The organism is Granulicella pectinivorans (assembly GCF_900114625.1).
GTDB lineage: Bacteria > Acidobacteriota > Terriglobia > Terriglobales > Acidobacteriaceae > Edaphobacter > Edaphobacter pectinivorans.
In genome coordinates, this window is record NZ_FOZL01000001.1 from 2,866,293 (window position 1) to 2,882,766 (window position 16,474).

Genomic DNA, 16,474 nt, shown 5'->3' on the forward strand with positions numbered 1-16,474 from the left:
TGCCGACTTTGATGTCCAATCGGTGCTTTCGGAGGTAGAAGAGACCTAAAGAAGTCGATTGAGAGAACGACTAACGCCACACATCGCAGAGGTCCCAGGATTATCGCCGCGGCAAGCGCGCCGATCGTCCCACGAGGGATAAGGGGGGTTATGCTCTTCAATTCGTATCCGTTCATTTTTATCTATTTGCCCCTGGCGCTACTCGGGTTTCAGATTGCCAGTCACCTCCATCGCAAGGCGGTCGTCGTCTGGCTGGGATTCATTTCGCTGCTGTTCTATGGGTGGTGGCAACCGTCGTTGCTGATTATTCTGGTGGGCTCGGTTGCCATCAACTATGCTGCCGCGGCGATGATCAGTGGGAGGATTCCCAGCGGGATTAAGTCCAAGTATTGGCTTACGGGCGCGATCGTCTTGAACCTGCTGATTCTTGGCTATTACAAGTACCTTATTCCGGCGGAAGACTTCTTTAGCAACGTCTTTGGGCATGGGAAACACTGGGCGAACCTTGCGCTTCCTCTGGGGATCTCCTTCTTTACGTTCACGCAGATTGCGTTCCTGGTGGATCTGCACAAGAAGAGCGCGGAGTACCAGGACTTCGCGGACTACCTTTTGTTTGTTACCTTCTTCCCACACCTGATTGCGGGGCCGATTCTGCATCATCGGGAGATGATGCCGCAGTTCAAGCGCAGCCGGTTTGAGCTGAACATGGCGGATGTTACGGTGGGCGGGACGTGGTTTGTCCTGGGGCTGGCGAAGAAGGTTTTGATCGCCGACACCTTTGCGGCGAGTGCGACGCCGATGTTTCTTGTGCAGTCTCCGCTGTCGTTGAAGTACGCTTGGATCGGCGCTCTCTCGTATACGCTGCAGTTGTATTTCGATTTTTCGGGATATTCGGATATGGCGCTGGGGTTGGCGCGGATGTTCTCGATCGACTTTCCGCTCAACTTCGATTCGCCTTACAAATCGGCGAGCATCATCGAAGTTTGGACTCGGTGGCATATGACGTTGGGGCGGTATATTTTTACGTATCTGTACGGCCCTTTGACGAAGCTGGTGCGGGAGTACCGCAAGAAGCAGGGGCAGGGGATGTCGAAGAAGGATCGCGCATCCGTGGGGACGTTTGTGCAGGTTGTGGCGTTGCCTCTGATTGTGACGATGGTGCTGGCGGGGATATGGCATGGGGCGGGGTTGCAGTTTATGGCTTTCGGGCTTCTGCATGGGGTATACCTGTCGATCAACCATGCGTGGCGTCAGTTCCATGGGAAACCGGCGCGGATCGCGAACCACTTTTTAGACGGAATGCGGCATGGGGCGAGTGTGATGCTGACGTTCCTCTGCATCGTGGTGTCGCTGGTGTTTTTCCGGGCGAGCAGCGTGGATCATGCGCTTTCCATGCTGGGTGGGATGGCCGGTATCCATGGGCTGAGCGCACCGCCGGCGACGAACTGGTATGACGCCAGCGATATGCACCGTGCGTTCCCGCTGATTGCGATTGGGCTGGCGATCGTCTGGTTCCTGCCGAACACGCAGCAGATTCTTACTCACTTCAAGCCTTCGTTGCAGAAGACGGCTTGGGATCAGAGAGGGGTGCCGGAGAGGTTGACGTGGGCACCGAACAGGGTGTGGGCGCTTGTGGTGGGGGCTTTGTTCTTCGTTGTGCTTGTGAAGCTGCAGCAGCCGGCAACGTTCCTTTACTTCCAGTTTTAGAGAAGTGCAGTACGGAGAACCGAATGACTAAGGAGCCCAAGGGCCATTCGCGGGTGATGGAAGAGGAACGTTTCGAGCAGAGGACCATGGAGAGTGAGGATGCTTCGGCTCCGAGGCGCGTTTCGGAGACTCCTAAGGCAGGGGGATCGAGTGGACGCAGTGCAATGGCTCGCTACGACGTGCAGGTGTGTGCGCTGTTGCTGGTGCTGTATGTCATTCCGTTCTTTGTGGCTCGGTCGGCGATCTACGAGAAGTGGAATCTCTCGTACTATTCGCGTCCTTTGAACTATGCGTATGAGACCCCGGTGAAGGACGCGGATGTGATCGTGTTTGGGGATTCAACGGCGATGTTTGGGATCGACCCGAGCCAGATGCAGAAAGCGCTGGGAATGACGGTGCTGAATCTGCCGAACACGCATGGCAGCCTGATGATCAATAACGACCTTCCGCTGGAACGGTATCTGGCGCGGAACAAGCCGCCGAAGCTGATCGTGTTTTATTTTGCTCCTTGGGATTTCAACTATGGCAACGTCAGTCTAGAGGCGATGCACGTCTTTGAAGGAGAGGAGCTGCTTGCCAGGCAGGGAACGGGGAGGGAGGTTCTTGCCTTCCTGATGAAGAAGCCGGTGGAGGTTCTTCTGTTTCCCCTGCGGTTTTATGCGGACTCCCTGCAGTTTCTATCGCATCGGGTTTCGCATGCGGGGCAGGAGGAGATGCTGGCGAGGACGCATGGAACGATCGAGAATGTCGACGTGACCGTGCTGGCGAGTCCGTGCCAGTTCCCGCCGCTGCTGCTGGATAACATCCAGTTCCCGTGGGTGAAGGCGTTGGGTGAGAAGTACCGGAAGGCCGGGACGGATGTGGTATTTTTTGTGGCTCCGGTGCCCGCGTGCACGAACATCTCCGAGGTGATGAACCACGATTATGGGTCGCTGCCGGCGAAGGCTCCGGTGGTGCTGCCGGTGGGGGAGTTTGTGAGGGATATCCGGTATATCCATCCGCATAAGGAAGATGTTCCGATGCTGACGGAGAATTTGCTGGCTGCCGTGCGGCCCCGGCTGGCTGCGACGAAGTAGCTGAGGACGGCGCGTGCGGGGCGTCTGCGGTGGCGGTTACCTCGGCGAGGACCGCAGGCTGCTCGTTTTTGTGCAGCTCCTCGATTTCTTTGAGTAGTTTACCGGCGAGGCTGAGGCGTCGCTCGGGGTTCTCGCAGGGCGCGATGGGGGCGATCTCGCCGTGGATGGGGTCGTCGATGAGTTCTTCGATGAGTCCGGATGAGGGCGCCTCGGTGGGGTCATTCAGGCGTTGGGCGAGGGTTCGGTGGGACCGTCGGCCACGGCTCTCCTGAGCTTTGGGCTGCGGGAGGTTCATGGAGGCGATCTGGAGGCCGTAGAGGAGAAGTCCGGCGCGGCGCGGGTCGATCTCATTTGCGGCGATGCGGCGGAGGACCTCGCCGATGGTGATCTGGATGGAGGGTCGGTCCTCGGGGAGGGGGAGGTCGAAGGTGGATTGGTGGCCTCGACGCTCCTGTAATTCCCGTTTTGGGATGGGCCGGCGATTTTTGTGGTGGTAGTAGCAGAAGGATTCGTGGCGGAGCGCTGGGCTGCCGCAGCGGTAGCCGGTGGTGAAGATGTGGCGGCACTGGAAGTGGGTTTCTTGGGTCGGTTCGGTGTTCATGGTGATGGGGCTCCTCCCCCCTGGATTTTTGGTGCAAAGTCTTCAAAGGAAAAGACCTGCCGGTGGACCTGGGTTGAGCCAGGTCGGGGCAGGTCTGTGGCGGTTGCGGGTTAAATGGAAAAGCCCGGCGGGTGCCGGGCTTTTATTTTTTCTCTGTTTATATTATATCGGGGGTGTCAAGGGGGATCAGCCTTATTGGGGCTCTCCGCTGCGTGTGCCGTCCATCCTTCGGTCGAGATGACACGAGTTTTGGTAGGGTGTGGGGGGAGGACGAGCAATGGTAAGGACGGATGCGACAGCAAAACAAGCAACTGCAAGAGCGAAATGAGGGGGTCTCTCCGCTGCGGGATGGACGATGGTGCTGTCCATCGCTTCGGTCCGAGATGACGCATCTTTTTAGGGACGTTGAAGGTTTAAGGACAACCAACGTCTTGAGTGTTGTGGTTACTTCGTTGGGGTCAAGAGTGGGAAGGGTTTGCCCCAGTCGGCGCTTAGGTCTTGCCAAGTTGGGTTCATCGCTACGATGAGACGGATCTTCTTGATGCGAGACCAGCGCTTCAACTGCTTTTCGCGGGCTATGGCGTTGGTGATCCAGGCGAATTCTTCGTAGTAAACGAGCTTGTTGACTTTGTAACGGGCGGTGAAGGAGTCGGGGTCTTTGGCTTCTTTGTGCTGGGTTACGCGTTGTTCTATGTGGGTGGTGATGCCGATGTACAGCACCTGGAAGGTGCTTGCCATGATGTAGACGTAGGCGATTTCGGGCATGCCGGGGATTGTGGCATTTCGTTTGGTGGTTGAGCAAGGATAAACAACGGCAGGAACAGGCAACCGCAAAAGCGAAATGCGGGGGTCCCTCCACTGCGCGATGGACGATGGTGCTGTCCATCGCTTCGGTCGGGATGACGCGCTTTTTTGGCGGGTGGATCGTTGTTAAAACAGGCAACGGCAAGTGCAACCGCAACTGCCACCTCAACTGCAACTGCAACTGCCACCGCAACTGCCACCGCGACTGCAACTGCAACTGCAACTGCCTTTGGTTCAGGGATTCTTAGGCGGTTTTGAGGTAGATGAAGCGGGAGAGGAAGAGGAGGGCGAGGAGGTAGAGCATCCAGTGCTGGCGGCGGCCTCGGCCGGTTGCGACTTCGAGGAGGGCGAAGCTGATGATGCCGAAGCTCAGGCCGGTGGCGATGGAGTAGGTGAGGGGGATCGTGATTAAGGTGAGGAAGCTGGGGATGGCTACTCGGGGCTCTTCCCAGTCGATGCGGGCGGCTCCGGCGACCATGAGGGCTCCTACGAGGATGAGGGCGGGGGCGGTGGCGAAGTCGGGGATGGCGCCGACCAGGGGGGCTACGAAGATGGCGGCCAGGAAGAGGACGCCGGTGGTGATGGCGGTGACGCCGGTGCGGCCTCCGGCGGCTACTCCGGCGCTGGACTCGATGTAGCTGGTGACGGTGCTGGTGCCGGCGAGGGAGCCTACTACTGTTGCTGTCGCGTCGGCGAAGAAGATCTTGTCGAGGCGGGGGATGGTGTGGTCGGGGGCGATGAGGCCGGCGCGTTCGGTGACGGCTACCAGGGTGCCGATGTTGTCGAAGAGATCGACGAAGAGGAAGACGAAGATGATCTCGAGGGCGTTCATGCGGAGAGCGCCGCGGAGGTCGAGGTGGAAGGCGGTGTCGCGGATGGCCATGGGGTTGAAGGTGGACGGGTGCCACTGGACCTGGTGGAAGGCTATGCCGACGGCCAGGGTGGCGAGGACTCCGATGAGCATGGAGGCTTTGACTTTGTAGGCTTGCAGGATGGCGATGAGGACGATGCCGAAGAGGGCGAGTTGCACGGTGTGGGCGTGCATGTCGCCGAGGGTGACGGTGGTGGCGGGGGAGGGGACGATGATGCCGGAGTTGCGGAGACCGATGAAGGCGATGAAGAGTCCGATGCCTCCGGCGACGGAGGCGTGGAGCTGGTAGGGGATGGCGCCGACGAGCTTTTGGCGGATGCCTCCGAAGGTGAGCAGGAGGAAGATGATGCCGGAGAGGAAGACGGCTCCGAGGGCGGTTTGCCAGGGGATGCCCATGCCCTTGACGACGGTGTAGGTGAAGTAGGCGTTGAGGCCCATACCGGGGGCGAGGGCGAGGGGGTAGTTGGCGATGCTGCCCATTAAGATGGAGCCGAAGGCGGCGCAGAGGCAGGTGGCCGTGGTGATGGCCGCGAGGGGCATGCCGGTTTGCGAGAGGATGGCGGGGTTCACGAAGATGATGTAGGCCATCGTGATGAAGGTAGTGAGGCCGGCGAGGATCTCGGTGCGCCAGGTGGTGTTGTGGGCGGTGAAGGCGAAGTGGGTTTCCAGGCGTTGGCGCAGGGTGTTTGTGGGCATGGGATAGAGGCAGGATAGCCTAGGAAGAGGATTTCGCAAGGGGGATTCGTTCGTGACGGCTGAAGAGATCAAGAGTGTGCTGGGTTTGGTGCCGCATCCGCGGGAGGGTGGGTGGTTTGTGCGGACGTGGGAGGCGTCGCAACAGATTGAAGGGCTGGAGCGGCTGACGGGGACGGCGATCTACTATCTGCTGGAGCCGGACACGTTTAGCGAGATGCATCGCCTGAAGTCGGATGAGGTATTTCATCTGTATGCGGGGGATGCGGTGGAGCAGATGCAGCTTTTTCCGGATGGGACGGGGAAGCGGGTGGTGATTGGGATGGATCTGCGGGCGGGGCAGAGGCCGCAGGTGGTGGTGGAACGCGGGGTCTGGCAGGGGGCGCGGCTGGTGGAGGGTGGGAGCTGGGCTTTGATGGGGTGCACGGTTTGTCCGGGGTTTGCGTTTGAGGACTATGAGGATGGAGGGGCGGAGGAGCTGGTTCGTGGGTGGCCGGAGTTTGAGGGGATGATTCGCGGGTTGACGCGGAAGTAACGGGGCGCATCCTATGAGCGAGGAGATTTAGACCATGGCTAAGGAACTGTCGGTGCGGGGCGGGGGCGCTTTGAAGAAGGCTGCCAAGAAGACGGCGTTGAAGAAGTCGGCGAAGAAGAGTGCTTTGAAGAAGGCTCCGGGGAAGAAGGCGGCTAAGAAGGTGCCTGGGAAGAAGTCCGCGGGGAAGAAGGCGGCGAAGAAGGTTGCGATGAAGCTGGTGGGAAGCGACGCGCGGGCGTTTCATCATCTGCAGCGGGCTTCGGCGGTGATTTCGCTGCTGGAGGGCGAGTCGGGTGGGGATCTGCGGATGCTGCTGGAGGTGGGGGTGGCGCGATATCGAGATGAGGAGGATGGTGCGGCTGGGTTGCTGCGGGCGGCCGAGCATCTGGCGATGGCCGGGCTGTATGCGGCCCGGGCGATGCATCGTCTGGATGTGAGGGAGCCTGCGGCAGGCGAGGTGGAGAGGCTGATCGACCGGGTGGCGGTGAAGGTAGATGAGTTGGATGAGTCGGAGGAGGCTGTCGGGTTTGAGGCGCGGCTGCCGCTGATGGCTGGGGAGCTACTGGGGCGGGCGGAGGCGGCAGCGGATCAGGATCTGCATCTGGCGTGGGAGCTGGCGATGGCGGCGGATGGGATCTGCGAGGGGCTGGAAGGATAGGCTCTGTCCCGCCGGATGGGTCGGAGATCTGTCCGGCGGGACGGTTTGCGGTAGTCTTTCAGGATGAATCTTGCACCGGTTTTGGAGACGGAGCGCCTGCGCCTGCGGGGGCATGGGGTGGAGGACTATGGACGGTTGGCGGAGCTTTGGGGGGATCCGCGGACGGTGGCGTTCATTGGGCGGAAGCCATCGAACGGTGAAGAGGCTTGGGCTCGGCTGCTGCGTTATGCGGGGCTTTGGGCGCTGCTGGGGTATGGGTATTGGGTGGTGGAGGACAAGGCCACGGGCAAGTATCTGGGAGAGTGCGGATTTGCGGAGTATCGGCGGGAGATTGAGCCGTCGATTGTGGGGAGGCCTGAGGCGGGGTGGGTGTTCTCTCCGGCGGCGCATGGGAAGGGATATGCGACAGAGGCCATGCGGGCAGTGCTGGCGTGGGGGCGGGAGCGGTTTGGGGATGACGGGGCGGTGTGTCTGATCGATCCTGAGAATCGCGGGTCGCTGCGGGTGGCGGAGAAGCTGGGTTTTGTGGAGGAGACGCGGGTGATGTTTCGGGGGCATGAGACGGTGGTGCTGGGGCGGTAGGCGGGGTGGCGCAGTGGATAACTCGTTGGAGGAAAGCGGGGACGCGGCGGTTTCGGGCTAGTAAGATACGGGTGGGTTGCGATGCCCGCGAGGCGATACTTTGCTCTATTGGCTGCTGTACCAGAAGCTTTTTCCCTACTTCAAGATCCTTCGGATCTTCCGGTATCTGACGTTCCGGACGGTGTTTGCGAGTCTGACGGCGCTGCTGATCGGGCTGCTGATTGGGCCGTTCGTGATTGAACGGCTGCGGCAGTTTCAGATTGGTCAATATATTCGCGAGGATGGGCCGCAGTCTCACCAGAAGAAGGGCGGCACGCCGACGATGGGCGGGGTGCTGATTGCGATTTCGATTCTGGTGCCTACGCTGCTCTGGTCGGACCTGGGGAATCCCATGGTCTGGATCGTGGTTCTGTCGACGATGGCGTTCGGGGCGATCGGGTTTGCGGACGACTACATCAAGGTCGTACACAAGCATAACCAGGGGTTGACGGGGCGGCAGAAGCTGTTCTTCCAGTTCACGGCCAGTTTTCTGGTGGCGGCGGTGCTGGTGTGGATGCAGACGAAGGGGATGTACTCGACGCGGTTGGTGGTGCCGTTTCTGAAGAACTTTCGGCCGAACCTGATTATCGACAGTCTGCGGCATGTGCCTCACCTGGGATGGCTGGCGTTTTTTCCGTTTGTGATCTTCGTGATGATCGTGATTACGGGGGCGAGCAATGCGGTCAATCTGACGGATGGTTTGGATGGTCTGGCGATCGGATGCACGATTATTGCGGCCGGTGCGCTCACCGTGTTGACGTATGTGAGCGGGCACTCGGTGTTCTCGGACTATCTGGAGATGCAGCGGATGCCTCTGGTGAGTGAGCTGACTGTGTTTTGCGGGGCGATGGTGGGGGGGAGTATCGGGTTTCTTTGGTACAACGCGCATCCGGCGGAGATCTTTATGGGGGATGTGGGATCGCTGGCGCTGGGGGGTGCGATCGGGACGGTGGCGGTGATCATCAAGCAGGAGTTGCTGCTCCCGTTTATTGGGGGCGTGTTCATTCTGGAGATGCTGAGCGTGATCCTGCAGGTGGGGAGCTATAAGCTGCGGAATGGGAAGAGGATCTTCCGGATGGCTCCGCTGCACCACCACTTTGAGTTGATGGGGTGGAGTGAGTCGAAGGTGATTGCGCGGTTCTGGATTATGGCTTTGGTGTTTGCGCTTTTGGCTTTGACGACTTTGAAACTGCGGTAGGAATTGGGCTTGGCCAATTTTCAAATGAGACCACGACCCCATCCTGACTCTTTATGGGGGTAGCTCCATCGTAGCTTGCGATGCGGACGGTGACGTGCGAGGAATCGTGCCATTGCACTTCAAAGTTCTTGCGGATTCCGTTGGCTTCGGGTAGCTGGTGGTAATGGGAGTAGAGGCTGTTTGCCGCTTTGTTTTTCGGAAGCTGCTGTTTTGATCCCAGGAGTGAGACGAGCAGCGAGAAGTCGGTGGTTGCGCCGCAATCAAAGTTGTAAACAACGATTTTGTGTTTGGCATCAGGCGAAGCGACTTCGGTGACGTGGTCCGTGCCGCACAGAGGTGAGAGCGCATAGTTTAGAAACATGCCGCCAGCGAAGACGAGAACAGAGAGAGTCCCGGCTGCCCAATACATTCCTAGGAGTGGAGATTTCCATGTGTAACTTGCACGAAGAGCGGGCAGACGTAGGATAAGCAGCATGATGGCGTAGATTGGCGTGCAGATGGCAGCTGTAATGGCTAGAGCGGTGCCGAGACTGTAACCAACGGCTGAAAACATGTCTTGCCAGTCTTCCATCGTGCTCTATTTTTAGCAGATGCGTGGCATAGTCACGGGAGATAGGGGAAACTTTCCCATTGCGCGATGGACGATGATGCTGTCCACCGCTTCGGTCGAGATGACGTGATTTTTTTTGGGGGGGCGTAGAAGAACAAGCAACGGCAAAGGCAGAAGCAGATTCCCTTCGGGAATGACAACAAAAGGTGCAAAGACGACCAGGATCGCAGATTGCCCTCGGAAGTGACAAACAACGGGGCGGATGTTTTAGGCTGTACGCATGGAACTTAAGGGCAAGAAGGTACTGGTGGTGGGGTTGGGGCGGTCGGGGATGTCGGCGGCTCGGTTTCTGCGGGGGCAGGGAGCTAAGGTCACGGTGTCCGATTCGCGGAGCGCGGCTGCGCTGGCGAAGGATATTCCGGAACTGCTCGAGGCTGGGATCATGGTGGAAGCGGGTGGGCATGGGCTGCTTACATTTCGGCGGCAGGATCTGATTGTGATCTCGCCTGGGGTGCCTCTCGATACGCCGGAGGTGAAGCAGGTGGCGGCGCTGGGGACGCCGGTGATCGGGGAGCTGGAGCTGGCTTTCCGGTTTCTGCAGGGGAAGGTTGTGGCCATTACGGGGTCGAATGGGAAGACGACCACGACGACGCTGGTGGGGAAGATCTTTGAGGATGCAGGGCTGCCGACGCAGGTGGGCGGGAATATCGGGCTGCCAGTGGTCGAGCTGATTGGGGCGGACTCGGGCGAGACCTGGGATGTGCTGGAGGTTTCGAGCTTTCAGTTGGAGACGGTCGATGAGTTCAAGCCTAAGATTGCGGCGGTGCTGAATTTGACTCCGGACCATCTGGATCGGCATGGGACGTTCGCCAACTACGCGGCGGCGAAGAAGAGGATTACGGAGAACCAGACGAGCGACGATTTTCTTGTGCTGAATGCGGAGGATAAGGAGACGCAGATGTTCGCCGCGAAGACGAAGGCGCAGATCTTCTGGTTCAGCGGACGGAGGCCGATCAAGCAGGGCGCGTTTGTGCATGGGGAGTCGGTGGTGTGGATGCCTTCGGAGGGCGGGAAGGCCGAGCCGGTGATGCCGGTTGCGGAGATTCCGTTGAAGGGGGCGCACAATGTGGAGAATGTGCTGGCGGCGGTGACGATCGCTCGGCTGGCGGGGATTTCGAGTGAGTCGATTCGGAAGACGGTTGGAGAGTTTAAGGCTGTCGAGCACCGGCTGGAGCTGGTGAAGACGATCAATGGGGTGGAGTTCTATAACGACTCGAAGGCGACCAATGTGGACGCGACGATGAAGGCGTTGGCTTCGTTCTCGAAGGGGGTACACCTGATTTTGGGAGGGAAGGACAAGGACTCGGATTATTCGCTGCTGAGCGATTTGATCCGCGAGAGGGTTAACTTTGTTTACACCATTGGTTCTGCCGCGGAAAAGATTGAGCGGCAACTGGCTGGTGTGGCGAAGATAGAGTCTGCCGGAATATTGGAAGTTGCTGTTGCACGGGCGAAAGAGCGGGCTGTGCCGGGGGATGTTGTGTTGTTGGCTCCGGCTTGTTCGAGCTTCGACCAATTTGAGAACTATGAACACCGGGGGAGAGAGTTTCGCCGGTTGGTGTTAGCAGAGACAAAAGCAAGAGCAGGTTCCCTTCGGGAATGACAACCAAAGAGGCAACAGCAAGGGGCATGGGAGCGGGGCGGGATGGCGAAGAGGGTTGGAGTTGATAAGTGGCTCTTCGGGGTGATCCTGCTGCTGGTGTTGTTTGGTCTGGTGATGGTGTTTTCGACGTCGGCGGTGATGGCGAAGGCGACGGTCGGGTCTCCGTATGCGTATGTGTCGAAGCAGGCGGGGTATGCGCTGGCCGGTTTGATCGCGCTGTTTGCGCTGATGAAGGTGGACTACCGGCGGTTCAATAATCCGAAGGTCGTGTTTCCGTCGGTGGCGATTACGATGCTGTTGCTGCTGGGGGTCTTCGCGGTACGGGACTCGCACCATACGCATCGATGGTTTCGGTTTGGGGGTTTCTTCACGCTGCAGCCTTCGGAGTTTGCGAAGCCTGTGCTGATTCTGTTTCTTGCCTATTTTCTGCAGACGCGGATTCACCAGATGGACGACTGGAAGGGCACGATTTTGCGGGCTGCGACGCCACCGGTGATGTTCATTGGGTTGATCCTGGCGGAGCCGGATCTGGGAACGGCGCTGGTTTGTATCGGCGTGACGATGTTGATTCTTTATCTGGCGGGGATGCAGATCAAGTGGCTTGTGATGGCTGCGCTGGCTGCCTCTCCGTTGCTGTATTACATGCTGTTCCGTGTGCCGTGGCGGCGGGCTCGCATGCTGGCGTTTGTGAATCCGGAGAACGATCCGCGTGGGTCGGGGTTCCATATCCTGCAGTCGCTGATTGCGGTGGGGACGGGTGGATTTCATGGCAAGGGCCTGATGGAGGGCGTGCAGAAGCTGTTCTATCTGCCGGAGCCGCATACCGACTTTATCTTTGCGACGATCTGCGAGGAGTTGGGGTGGATTGGGGCGCTGGCGGTGATTGGGCTGTTCTGCGTGCTGGGATATCGGGGGCTCAGGGCGGCGATTCTTTCGACCGATCCGTTTGCGAGGTTCCTGGCGTTCGGGATTACGTCGGCGATTCTGATTCAGGCGTTCTTCAATATCAGCGTGGTGCTGGCTCTGGTGCCTACGAAGGGGATTACGCTGCCGCTGATCTCTTCGGGTGGGACATCGTTGTTTATTACGCTGGCAGGGTTGGGTGTTCTGCTGAATATTACGCGTGAGATCGATTAGTGGCGATGCGTGTTTTGATGGCCGGTGGCGGGACGGGTGGGCATGTGATTCCGGCGGTAGCGATTGCGCGGGAGATGCGGGATGTCTACGGGGCCGAGGTCCGGTTTGTGGGGACGGCGCGGGGGATCGAGACGCGGCTGGTTCCGGAGGCCGGGTTTCCGCTGGAGCTGATTCACGTTGGACAGCTTGCGAATGTGAGTCTGGGGACTCGGCTGAGGACGTATGCGGACCTGCCGCTGGGGTTGATGCGGTGTGTGGGGTTGCTGCGGAGCTTTAAGCCGGATGTTGTCGTCGGGGTAGGTGGGTATGCGAGCGGGCCGGCGATGATGGCGGCAGTGTTGCTGCGGGTGCCTACGCTGGCTTATGAGGCGAACGCGGTTCCGGGGATGGTGAACCGGGTGCTGGGGAAGTATGTGAGCGGAGCGGCTGTGGCGTATGAGTCGACGGCGGCTTATTTTCGGAAGGCTGTGGTGACGGGCGTGCCGGTGCGAGAGGCGATCTTTGCGGTGACTCCGCGGCCGGTTGGGGCGGCGCCACGGTTGCTGGTGACAGCGGGGAGCAATGGGGCCAGGGTTTTCAACGAGTTTATGCCTGAGATTGTCCCGGCACTGCTGGAGCGCATTCCGGGTTTGACGGTGGTGCACCAGTCGGGAAAGTCTTCTTTCGAGAAGACGCTGGCCTTGTATGAGGCGAGTGGCGCGGATGCTTCGCGCTGGAGGGTGGCGTCGTTTCTGGAGGATATGCCGGGGGAGTATCAGGCGGCGGATCTGGTGTTGGCGCGGGCGGGGAGTACGGTGGCGGAGCTGGCGGCGGCGGGACGGCCGTCGCTGCTGGTACCGTTTCCGCAGGCGGCGGATGATCACCAGGCGAAGAATGCTTTGGTGCTGGCGGAGGCCGGGGCGGCGGTGATGCTGGCGCAGGGTGGATTGACGGATTCTGCGTTGCTGGAAGAGCTTGTCAGGCTTTTGGGGGATCCGGCGCGGATGCGAGCGATGGGGGAGAAGGCTCGTGGGTTGGCGAAGCCAGGGGCGCTGAGGAAGATTGGCGAGATGGTGAACGGGTTGGCGGCGTGACGCTGCGGCAGCCTGCCCACATCTCAAAGGCGAGATGTGGGGCACCCGGATCTGTGGCTGGGAAAGGCCTTAGAGGTGGGGGTTGGGGAGGCCGGCGTCGTCGTTTGGGAGCATACCGGGTGGGTAGGGCTTGATGGGATGGGCGTCGGTACAGGCGTCGATGTGGTCGCGGGCGTTGTCGCGGACGGGGTTGGGGTCGGCGTCGGTGACGGGGACGAACTGGCGGTAGGTCTGGAGCCAGGCCTGGCACTCGCGGAGGTTTGCGAGTGAGTTGTGGAAGGTCTTCTGGGCGGTTTCGTCGAGCTCGGGGAGGTGGTTGGTGAGGGCTTCGACGCCCGGCATCTGCTTGTTGAGGGGCTCGATGGCGTGGTCGAAGGCGCGCTGGGGGGCGTCGCGGCTGAGAGCGGCGCGATCATAGGCCTGCCAGGCGTCTTCGAGCATGGTGACGCGGGGTGAGGCTGCCGTGAGGTGCAGATGGTCGAGAAGAGCGAAGGTGCCGATGGCGAGGAGGGCGAGAAGGGCCAGGGTTCCCTTGTTGCCGAGGCGGTCGGTGATGGCGTGGATGGGATTCACGGGTTAGTGGGTGCGGTCGACGAGGTATTGGGCCAGGGATTTGAGAGGAGTGGCGGCTTCGCCGAAGGGGGCGAGGGCGTCGAAGGCGTCGGCGATGAGCTGGGCGGCGTCTGTTTTGGATTGCTCGATGCCGTAGACGGCGGGCCATGTGGCCTTGTCGGTGGCGGTGTCCTTGCCGGCGGTCTTGCCGAGCTCTTCGGAGGACTGGGTCATGTCGAGGACGTCATCGACGATCTGGAAGGCGAGGCCAGCCTTTTCTCCGAAGGTGCGGAGGCGGGCGATGGTGTCGGCGGAGGCCCCGGCGTCGTGGTGAGCGTGCGCGCTGCCTAAAAGGCCGCCGGCGACGATGGAGACGGTGATGAGGGCTCCGGTTTTGGCGCGGTGGATGCGCTCGACGAGGTCTGCGGTGGGGGGCTTGCCGCCGGATTCGATGTCCATGACCTGACCGCCGATCATGCCGGGTGCGAGGGCTCCGGGGAGGTCGGCTCCGACGCCGGTTCCTACGGCGATGGCCACGGCTTTGAGGATGGAGACGACTGCGGCGGGAGGGGCGGGGAGCTCGGCGATGGTCTGGAAGGCAAGGGTCTGGAGGGCGTCGCCGGCGAGGATGGCGGTGGCTTCGCCGAAGGCGACGTGGCAGGTGGGCTGGCCGCGGCGGAGATCGTCGTTGTCGAGGGCGGGGAGGTCGTCGTGGATGAGGGAGTAGGTATGGAGCATCTCGAGGGCTGCGCCGAGGGCGGCGGCTCCGTCGGGGATGTCATTTCCAAGGGAGTGCGGTCCGGCGACCATGCGGGCGGCTTCCATGCACAGGATGGGCCGGAGGCGTTTGCCGCCGGCGAAGGTGCTGTGGCGCATGGCGCGATGGATGGAGTGGGGCTGGGTTTCGGTGCCGGGGAGGAGGCGTTCGAGAGCCTCGTCGGTGAGGATGGCTCCGGTGGTGAGGATGTTCTTTACTACGGCCTGCGTGTCGGTCATGAGAACTTGATGATAAATGAGGGGGCGGTTTGTTTCAGAGCAGGCAAAGGATTGTGGGGAAAAGGCAGGAAAGGCGGGAAAAGGATCTTACGGCAAAGGCTTTCGTTTCAGGGTAAAGCCCAGGGTTAGGAGGGCCATGAGGGAGATCGCTTCGGCGGTGCGCTCCAGGGGAGTGGTGCGGAAGGCGATGTGGATGTGATCTTGCCCTGCGGGGAGGGGGATGGTAGTCAGGCCGTCTTCACGGCTGGGTCCGAGGGCGGTGGGACGGTTGTTGATGGTGATCTGCCAGTCGGGGTATTGGCGAAGGTTGAGGATGAGGTTGGTGGGGGTGGAGGGAGTGAGGGTGAGGTCACGGGGGGACGGGCCTGCCTGGGAGTTGTTGGGGACCGGCGCGTCAGGGGTGGCTGCGAGGAAGTAGGGTGGGTTGTTGTGCTTCAGGGAGTCGTTGTCGGCGGTGGTGGGGGTGTACTCGTCGGTGGGCTCGGTGCCGGTGTGGGCGTGGAAGAGAGCGAGCCGGGTGGGGATGGTGTCAGCGTCGTCGCAGGGCTGGCGGAAGAGGTGCGCGGCCGGCAGACTGAGGGCGGCGGCGAGGGCCAGGGTCGCGGGGATGAGGAACTTTGGTTTGAGGGTGATGGACGATAGGGCTTTGGCGATGGCCAGAGCCATGGCTCCCCCAAGGATCGCGAGGAGACGCCAGGGGAACTGGAGGAAGGCCAGTTCGGGGAGGTGATGCCAGATGGGAGTCGCGATGGGGGTGAGGAGGAGGGCTATCGTCGCGGTGAGGACGGTGATGGGGGTGCGCGTCGGGTTTTTGCGGGATGTGAGGAGGGCTATGGTGGTGACGATGAGGAGGAGGACGGCGAGGAGGGAGGCTGTGTGGAGGACGGCGTCGTGGGCGATGGCATCTTCGGTAATGCCGGTGTGGTGGAAGAGGGTGTTGTCCTCGATGCGCATGCCGGGGATGATGGCCATGGCGATCTGGACGTAGCGGCGCTCATAGGCGGCGGGGAGGATGTAGAAGGTGGCTAACGCGAAGCCAAGGAGGGTGCCGAGGGCGATGGTGATGGCCAATGGCTTCTTGCCCTGCGGAGGAAGCCACATCCCAGAAGCGGGATGTGGATCACCCGGGTTTTTGGCCAACCGCAGGACAGCTAACAGGGCCAGGGTGTAGGTGGCCATGACGGCGGCGGGCGCGTTGGTGAGCCAGAGGAGGGCGAGTGGGACGGCGATGCCGGGTATGGTGGGGCGGTACTTGAGGATGGCGTGGAGGAGCAGGGGAAGGAAGGCGGCGGCGAGGAGTTCGGCGTATGCGGTCCGCTCGTAGGCCGTGAAGAGCATGTAGGGGTTGGCGAGGTAGAGGGTCGAGGCGAGGATCGCTGTGGTGGGGCTGGTGTGGGCGCGGGTGAGACGGTGCATCGCAAGTCCGCTGGCGGTGAGGGCGACCCAGGTGTAGGCGATGTGGGTCCATGTCCACGGCAGGATGAGTCCCAGGATGGCGCCGAGGGTCCAGGAGAGGGGTGGGTAGAAGAGGAAGCGGGGTTCGCCGGCGTTGTATGCGGGGGAGACGGCCCAGCGGGGATGGAGGTTTCCGTGGGCAAACTGGGTAGCGGCTTCGATCCAGTTGAGGGTGTGGAAGACGAAGTCGTGGCCGCAGGAAGGGCCTTGCAGCAAGAGGGGGAGAACCGCGATGAGGGCCGCGAGGGGGATGAGGATGTGGGCGAGGCGGTCGCGGCGCATGG

16 protein-coding genes are annotated in these 16,474 nt (G+C 60.9%); 10 read left to right on the forward strand and 6 right to left on the reverse strand.

Features of this window, described 5'->3' with window-relative positions; genetic code table 11:
• The first annotated feature begins 150 nt into the window (after positions 1 to 150).
• The 3 genes from BM400_RS11350 to BM400_RS11360 all read left to right on the forward strand — a co-directional run bounded on the left by BM400_RS11350 (position 151) and on the right by BM400_RS11360 (position 3,240).
• A complete protein-coding gene (locus BM400_RS11350; protein WP_089839270.1) occupies positions 151 to 1,707 on the forward strand; it encodes an MBOAT family O-acyltransferase in 1,557 nt (518 codons plus the stop codon).
• 23 nt (positions 1,708 to 1,730) lie between these two features.
• Complete coding sequence (locus BM400_RS11355; protein ID WP_141223894.1) at positions 1,731 to 2,783, forward strand: hypothetical protein; 1,053 nt, start codon at positions 1,731 to 1,733, stop codon at positions 2,781 to 2,783.
• Positions 2,784 to 3,027: 244 nt separating this feature from the next.
• Positions 3,028 to 3,240, forward strand: a complete 213-nt coding sequence (locus BM400_RS11360) for a hypothetical protein (RefSeq protein WP_141223895.1) — start codon at positions 3,028 to 3,030, stop codon at positions 3,238 to 3,240.
• 588 nt (positions 3,241 to 3,828) lie between these two features.
• Here the strand turns inward: BM400_RS11360 and BM400_RS11365 are convergent.
• Positions 3,829 to 4,149 carry a GIY-YIG nuclease family protein gene (locus tag BM400_RS11365; protein ID WP_089839273.1) on the reverse strand — a complete coding sequence of 107 codons (321 nt, stop codon included), beginning with the start codon at positions 4,147 to 4,149 and terminating at the stop codon, positions 3,829 to 3,831.
• Positions 4,150 to 4,432: 283 nt separating this feature from the next.
• On the reverse strand, positions 4,433 to 5,755 hold the full coding sequence (locus tag BM400_RS11370; protein ID WP_089839274.1) for an NCS2 family permease: 1,323 nt from the start codon (positions 5,753 to 5,755) through the stop codon (positions 4,433 to 4,435).
• Between the two features lie 52 nt (positions 5,756 to 5,807).
• Here BM400_RS11370 and BM400_RS11375 point away from each other — a divergent pair, with 52 nt between their 5' ends.
• The 4 genes from BM400_RS11375 (at position 5,808) to mraY (ending at position 8,764) form a co-directional block, all read left to right on the forward strand.
• Positions 5,808 to 6,287, forward strand: coding sequence for a cupin domain-containing protein (locus BM400_RS11375; protein WP_089839275.1), 480 nt, complete (start codon positions 5,808 to 5,810; stop codon positions 6,285 to 6,287).
• 34 nt (positions 6,288 to 6,321) lie between these two features.
• A complete protein-coding gene (locus BM400_RS22060) occupies positions 6,322 to 6,945 on the forward strand; it encodes a hypothetical protein (protein ID WP_175528984.1) in 624 nt (207 codons plus the stop codon).
• A gap of 63 nt (positions 6,946 to 7,008) precedes the next feature.
• Complete coding sequence (locus tag BM400_RS11385; protein WP_089839276.1) at positions 7,009 to 7,527, forward strand: GNAT family N-acetyltransferase; 519 nt, start codon at positions 7,009 to 7,011, stop codon at positions 7,525 to 7,527.
• Positions 7,528 to 7,627: 100 nt separating this feature from the next.
• Complete coding sequence (gene mraY, locus BM400_RS11390) at positions 7,628 to 8,764, forward strand: phospho-N-acetylmuramoyl-pentapeptide-transferase (RefSeq protein WP_089839277.1); 1,137 nt, start codon at positions 7,628 to 7,630, stop codon at positions 8,762 to 8,764.
• On the opposite strand, the gene BM400_RS21690 is transcribed toward mraY, so the two are convergent.
• Positions 8,712 to 9,335 carry a DUF5412 family protein gene (locus BM400_RS21690; protein WP_141223896.1) on the reverse strand — a complete coding sequence of 208 codons (624 nt, stop codon included), beginning with the start codon at positions 9,333 to 9,335 and terminating at the stop codon, positions 8,712 to 8,714. The two genes, mraY and BM400_RS21690, sit on opposite strands and share 53 nt — an antisense overlap.
• Positions 9,336 to 9,594: 259 nt before the next feature.
• Between BM400_RS21690 and murD the strand changes: the two genes are divergently transcribed.
• Genes murD through murG form a run of 3 tightly spaced genes read left to right on the forward strand, consistent with a single transcriptional unit; the run spans position 9,595 to position 13,187 of the window.
• On the forward strand, positions 9,595 to 10,977 hold the full coding sequence (gene murD, locus BM400_RS11395; protein ID WP_089839278.1) for a UDP-N-acetylmuramoyl-L-alanine--D-glutamate ligase: 1,383 nt from the start codon (positions 9,595 to 9,597) through the stop codon (positions 10,975 to 10,977).
• A gap of 42 nt (positions 10,978 to 11,019) precedes the next feature.
• Entirely contained in the window at positions 11,020 to 12,114 is a 1,095-nt protein-coding gene (ftsW, locus tag BM400_RS11400; RefSeq protein ID WP_089839279.1) for a putative lipid II flippase FtsW, read from the forward strand.
• 5 nt (positions 12,115 to 12,119) lie between these two features.
• Positions 12,120 to 13,187 carry an undecaprenyldiphospho-muramoylpentapeptide beta-N-acetylglucosaminyltransferase gene (murG, locus tag BM400_RS11405; protein WP_089841787.1) on the forward strand — a complete coding sequence of 356 codons (1,068 nt, stop codon included), beginning with the start codon at positions 12,120 to 12,122 and terminating at the stop codon, positions 13,185 to 13,187.
• A 69-nt stretch (positions 13,188 to 13,256) separates the two neighbouring features.
• Here the strand turns inward: murG and BM400_RS11410 are convergent, their stop codons facing one another.
• The 3 genes from BM400_RS11410 to BM400_RS11420 form a co-directional block, all read right to left on the reverse strand.
• Positions 13,257 to 13,760 (reverse strand): hypothetical protein, encoded by a 504-nt coding sequence (locus BM400_RS11410; protein ID WP_089839280.1) that lies wholly within the window; start codon positions 13,758 to 13,760, stop codon positions 13,257 to 13,259.
• 3 nt (positions 13,761 to 13,763) lie between these two features.
• A complete protein-coding gene (locus tag BM400_RS11415; RefSeq protein ID WP_089839281.1) occupies positions 13,764 to 14,735 on the reverse strand; it encodes a polyprenyl synthetase family protein in 972 nt (323 codons plus the stop codon).
• Positions 14,736 to 14,822: 87 nt separating this feature from the next.
• Positions 14,823 to 16,472 carry a hypothetical protein gene (locus tag BM400_RS11420; RefSeq protein WP_089839282.1) on the reverse strand — a complete coding sequence of 550 codons (1,650 nt, stop codon included), beginning with the start codon at positions 16,470 to 16,472 and terminating at the stop codon, positions 14,823 to 14,825.
• Between the last annotated feature and the right edge of the window lie 2 nt (positions 16,473 to 16,474).

Coding starts and splice junctions, on each gene's coding strand:
- BM400_RS11350 (WP_089839270.1), top strand. CDS start 151: ATGCTCTTCAATTCGTATCCGTTCATTTTTATCTATTTGCCCCTGGCG.
- BM400_RS11355 (WP_141223894.1), top strand. CDS start 1,731: ATGACTAAGGAGCCCAAGGGCCATTCGCGGGTGATGGAAGAGGAACGT.
- BM400_RS11365 (WP_089839273.1), bottom strand. CDS start 4,149: ATGCCCGAAATCGCCTACGTCTACATCATGGCAAGCACCTTCCAGGTG.
- BM400_RS11370 (WP_089839274.1), bottom strand. CDS start 5,755: ATGCCCACAAACACCCTGCGCCAACGCCTGGAAACCCACTTCGCCTTC.
- BM400_RS22060 (WP_175528984.1), top strand. CDS start 6,322: ATGGCTAAGGAACTGTCGGTGCGGGGCGGGGGCGCTTTGAAGAAGGCT.
- BM400_RS11385 (WP_089839276.1), top strand. CDS start 7,009: ATGAATCTTGCACCGGTTTTGGAGACGGAGCGCCTGCGCCTGCGGGGG.
- BM400_RS21690 (WP_141223896.1), bottom strand. CDS start 9,335: ATGGAAGACTGGCAAGACATGTTTTCAGCCGTTGGTTACAGTCTCGGC.
- murD (WP_089839278.1), top strand. CDS start 9,595: ATGGAACTTAAGGGCAAGAAGGTACTGGTGGTGGGGTTGGGGCGGTCG.
- ftsW (WP_089839279.1), top strand. CDS start 11,020: ATGGCGAAGAGGGTTGGAGTTGATAAGTGGCTCTTCGGGGTGATCCTG.
- murG (WP_089841787.1), top strand. CDS start 12,120: ATGCGTGTTTTGATGGCCGGTGGCGGGACGGGTGGGCATGTGATTCCG.
- BM400_RS11415 (WP_089839281.1), bottom strand. CDS start 14,735: ATGACCGACACGCAGGCCGTAGTAAAGAACATCCTCACCACCGGAGCC.
- BM400_RS11420 (WP_089839282.1), bottom strand. CDS start 16,472: ATGCGCCGCGACCGCCTCGCCCACATCCTCATCCCCCTCGCGGCCCTC.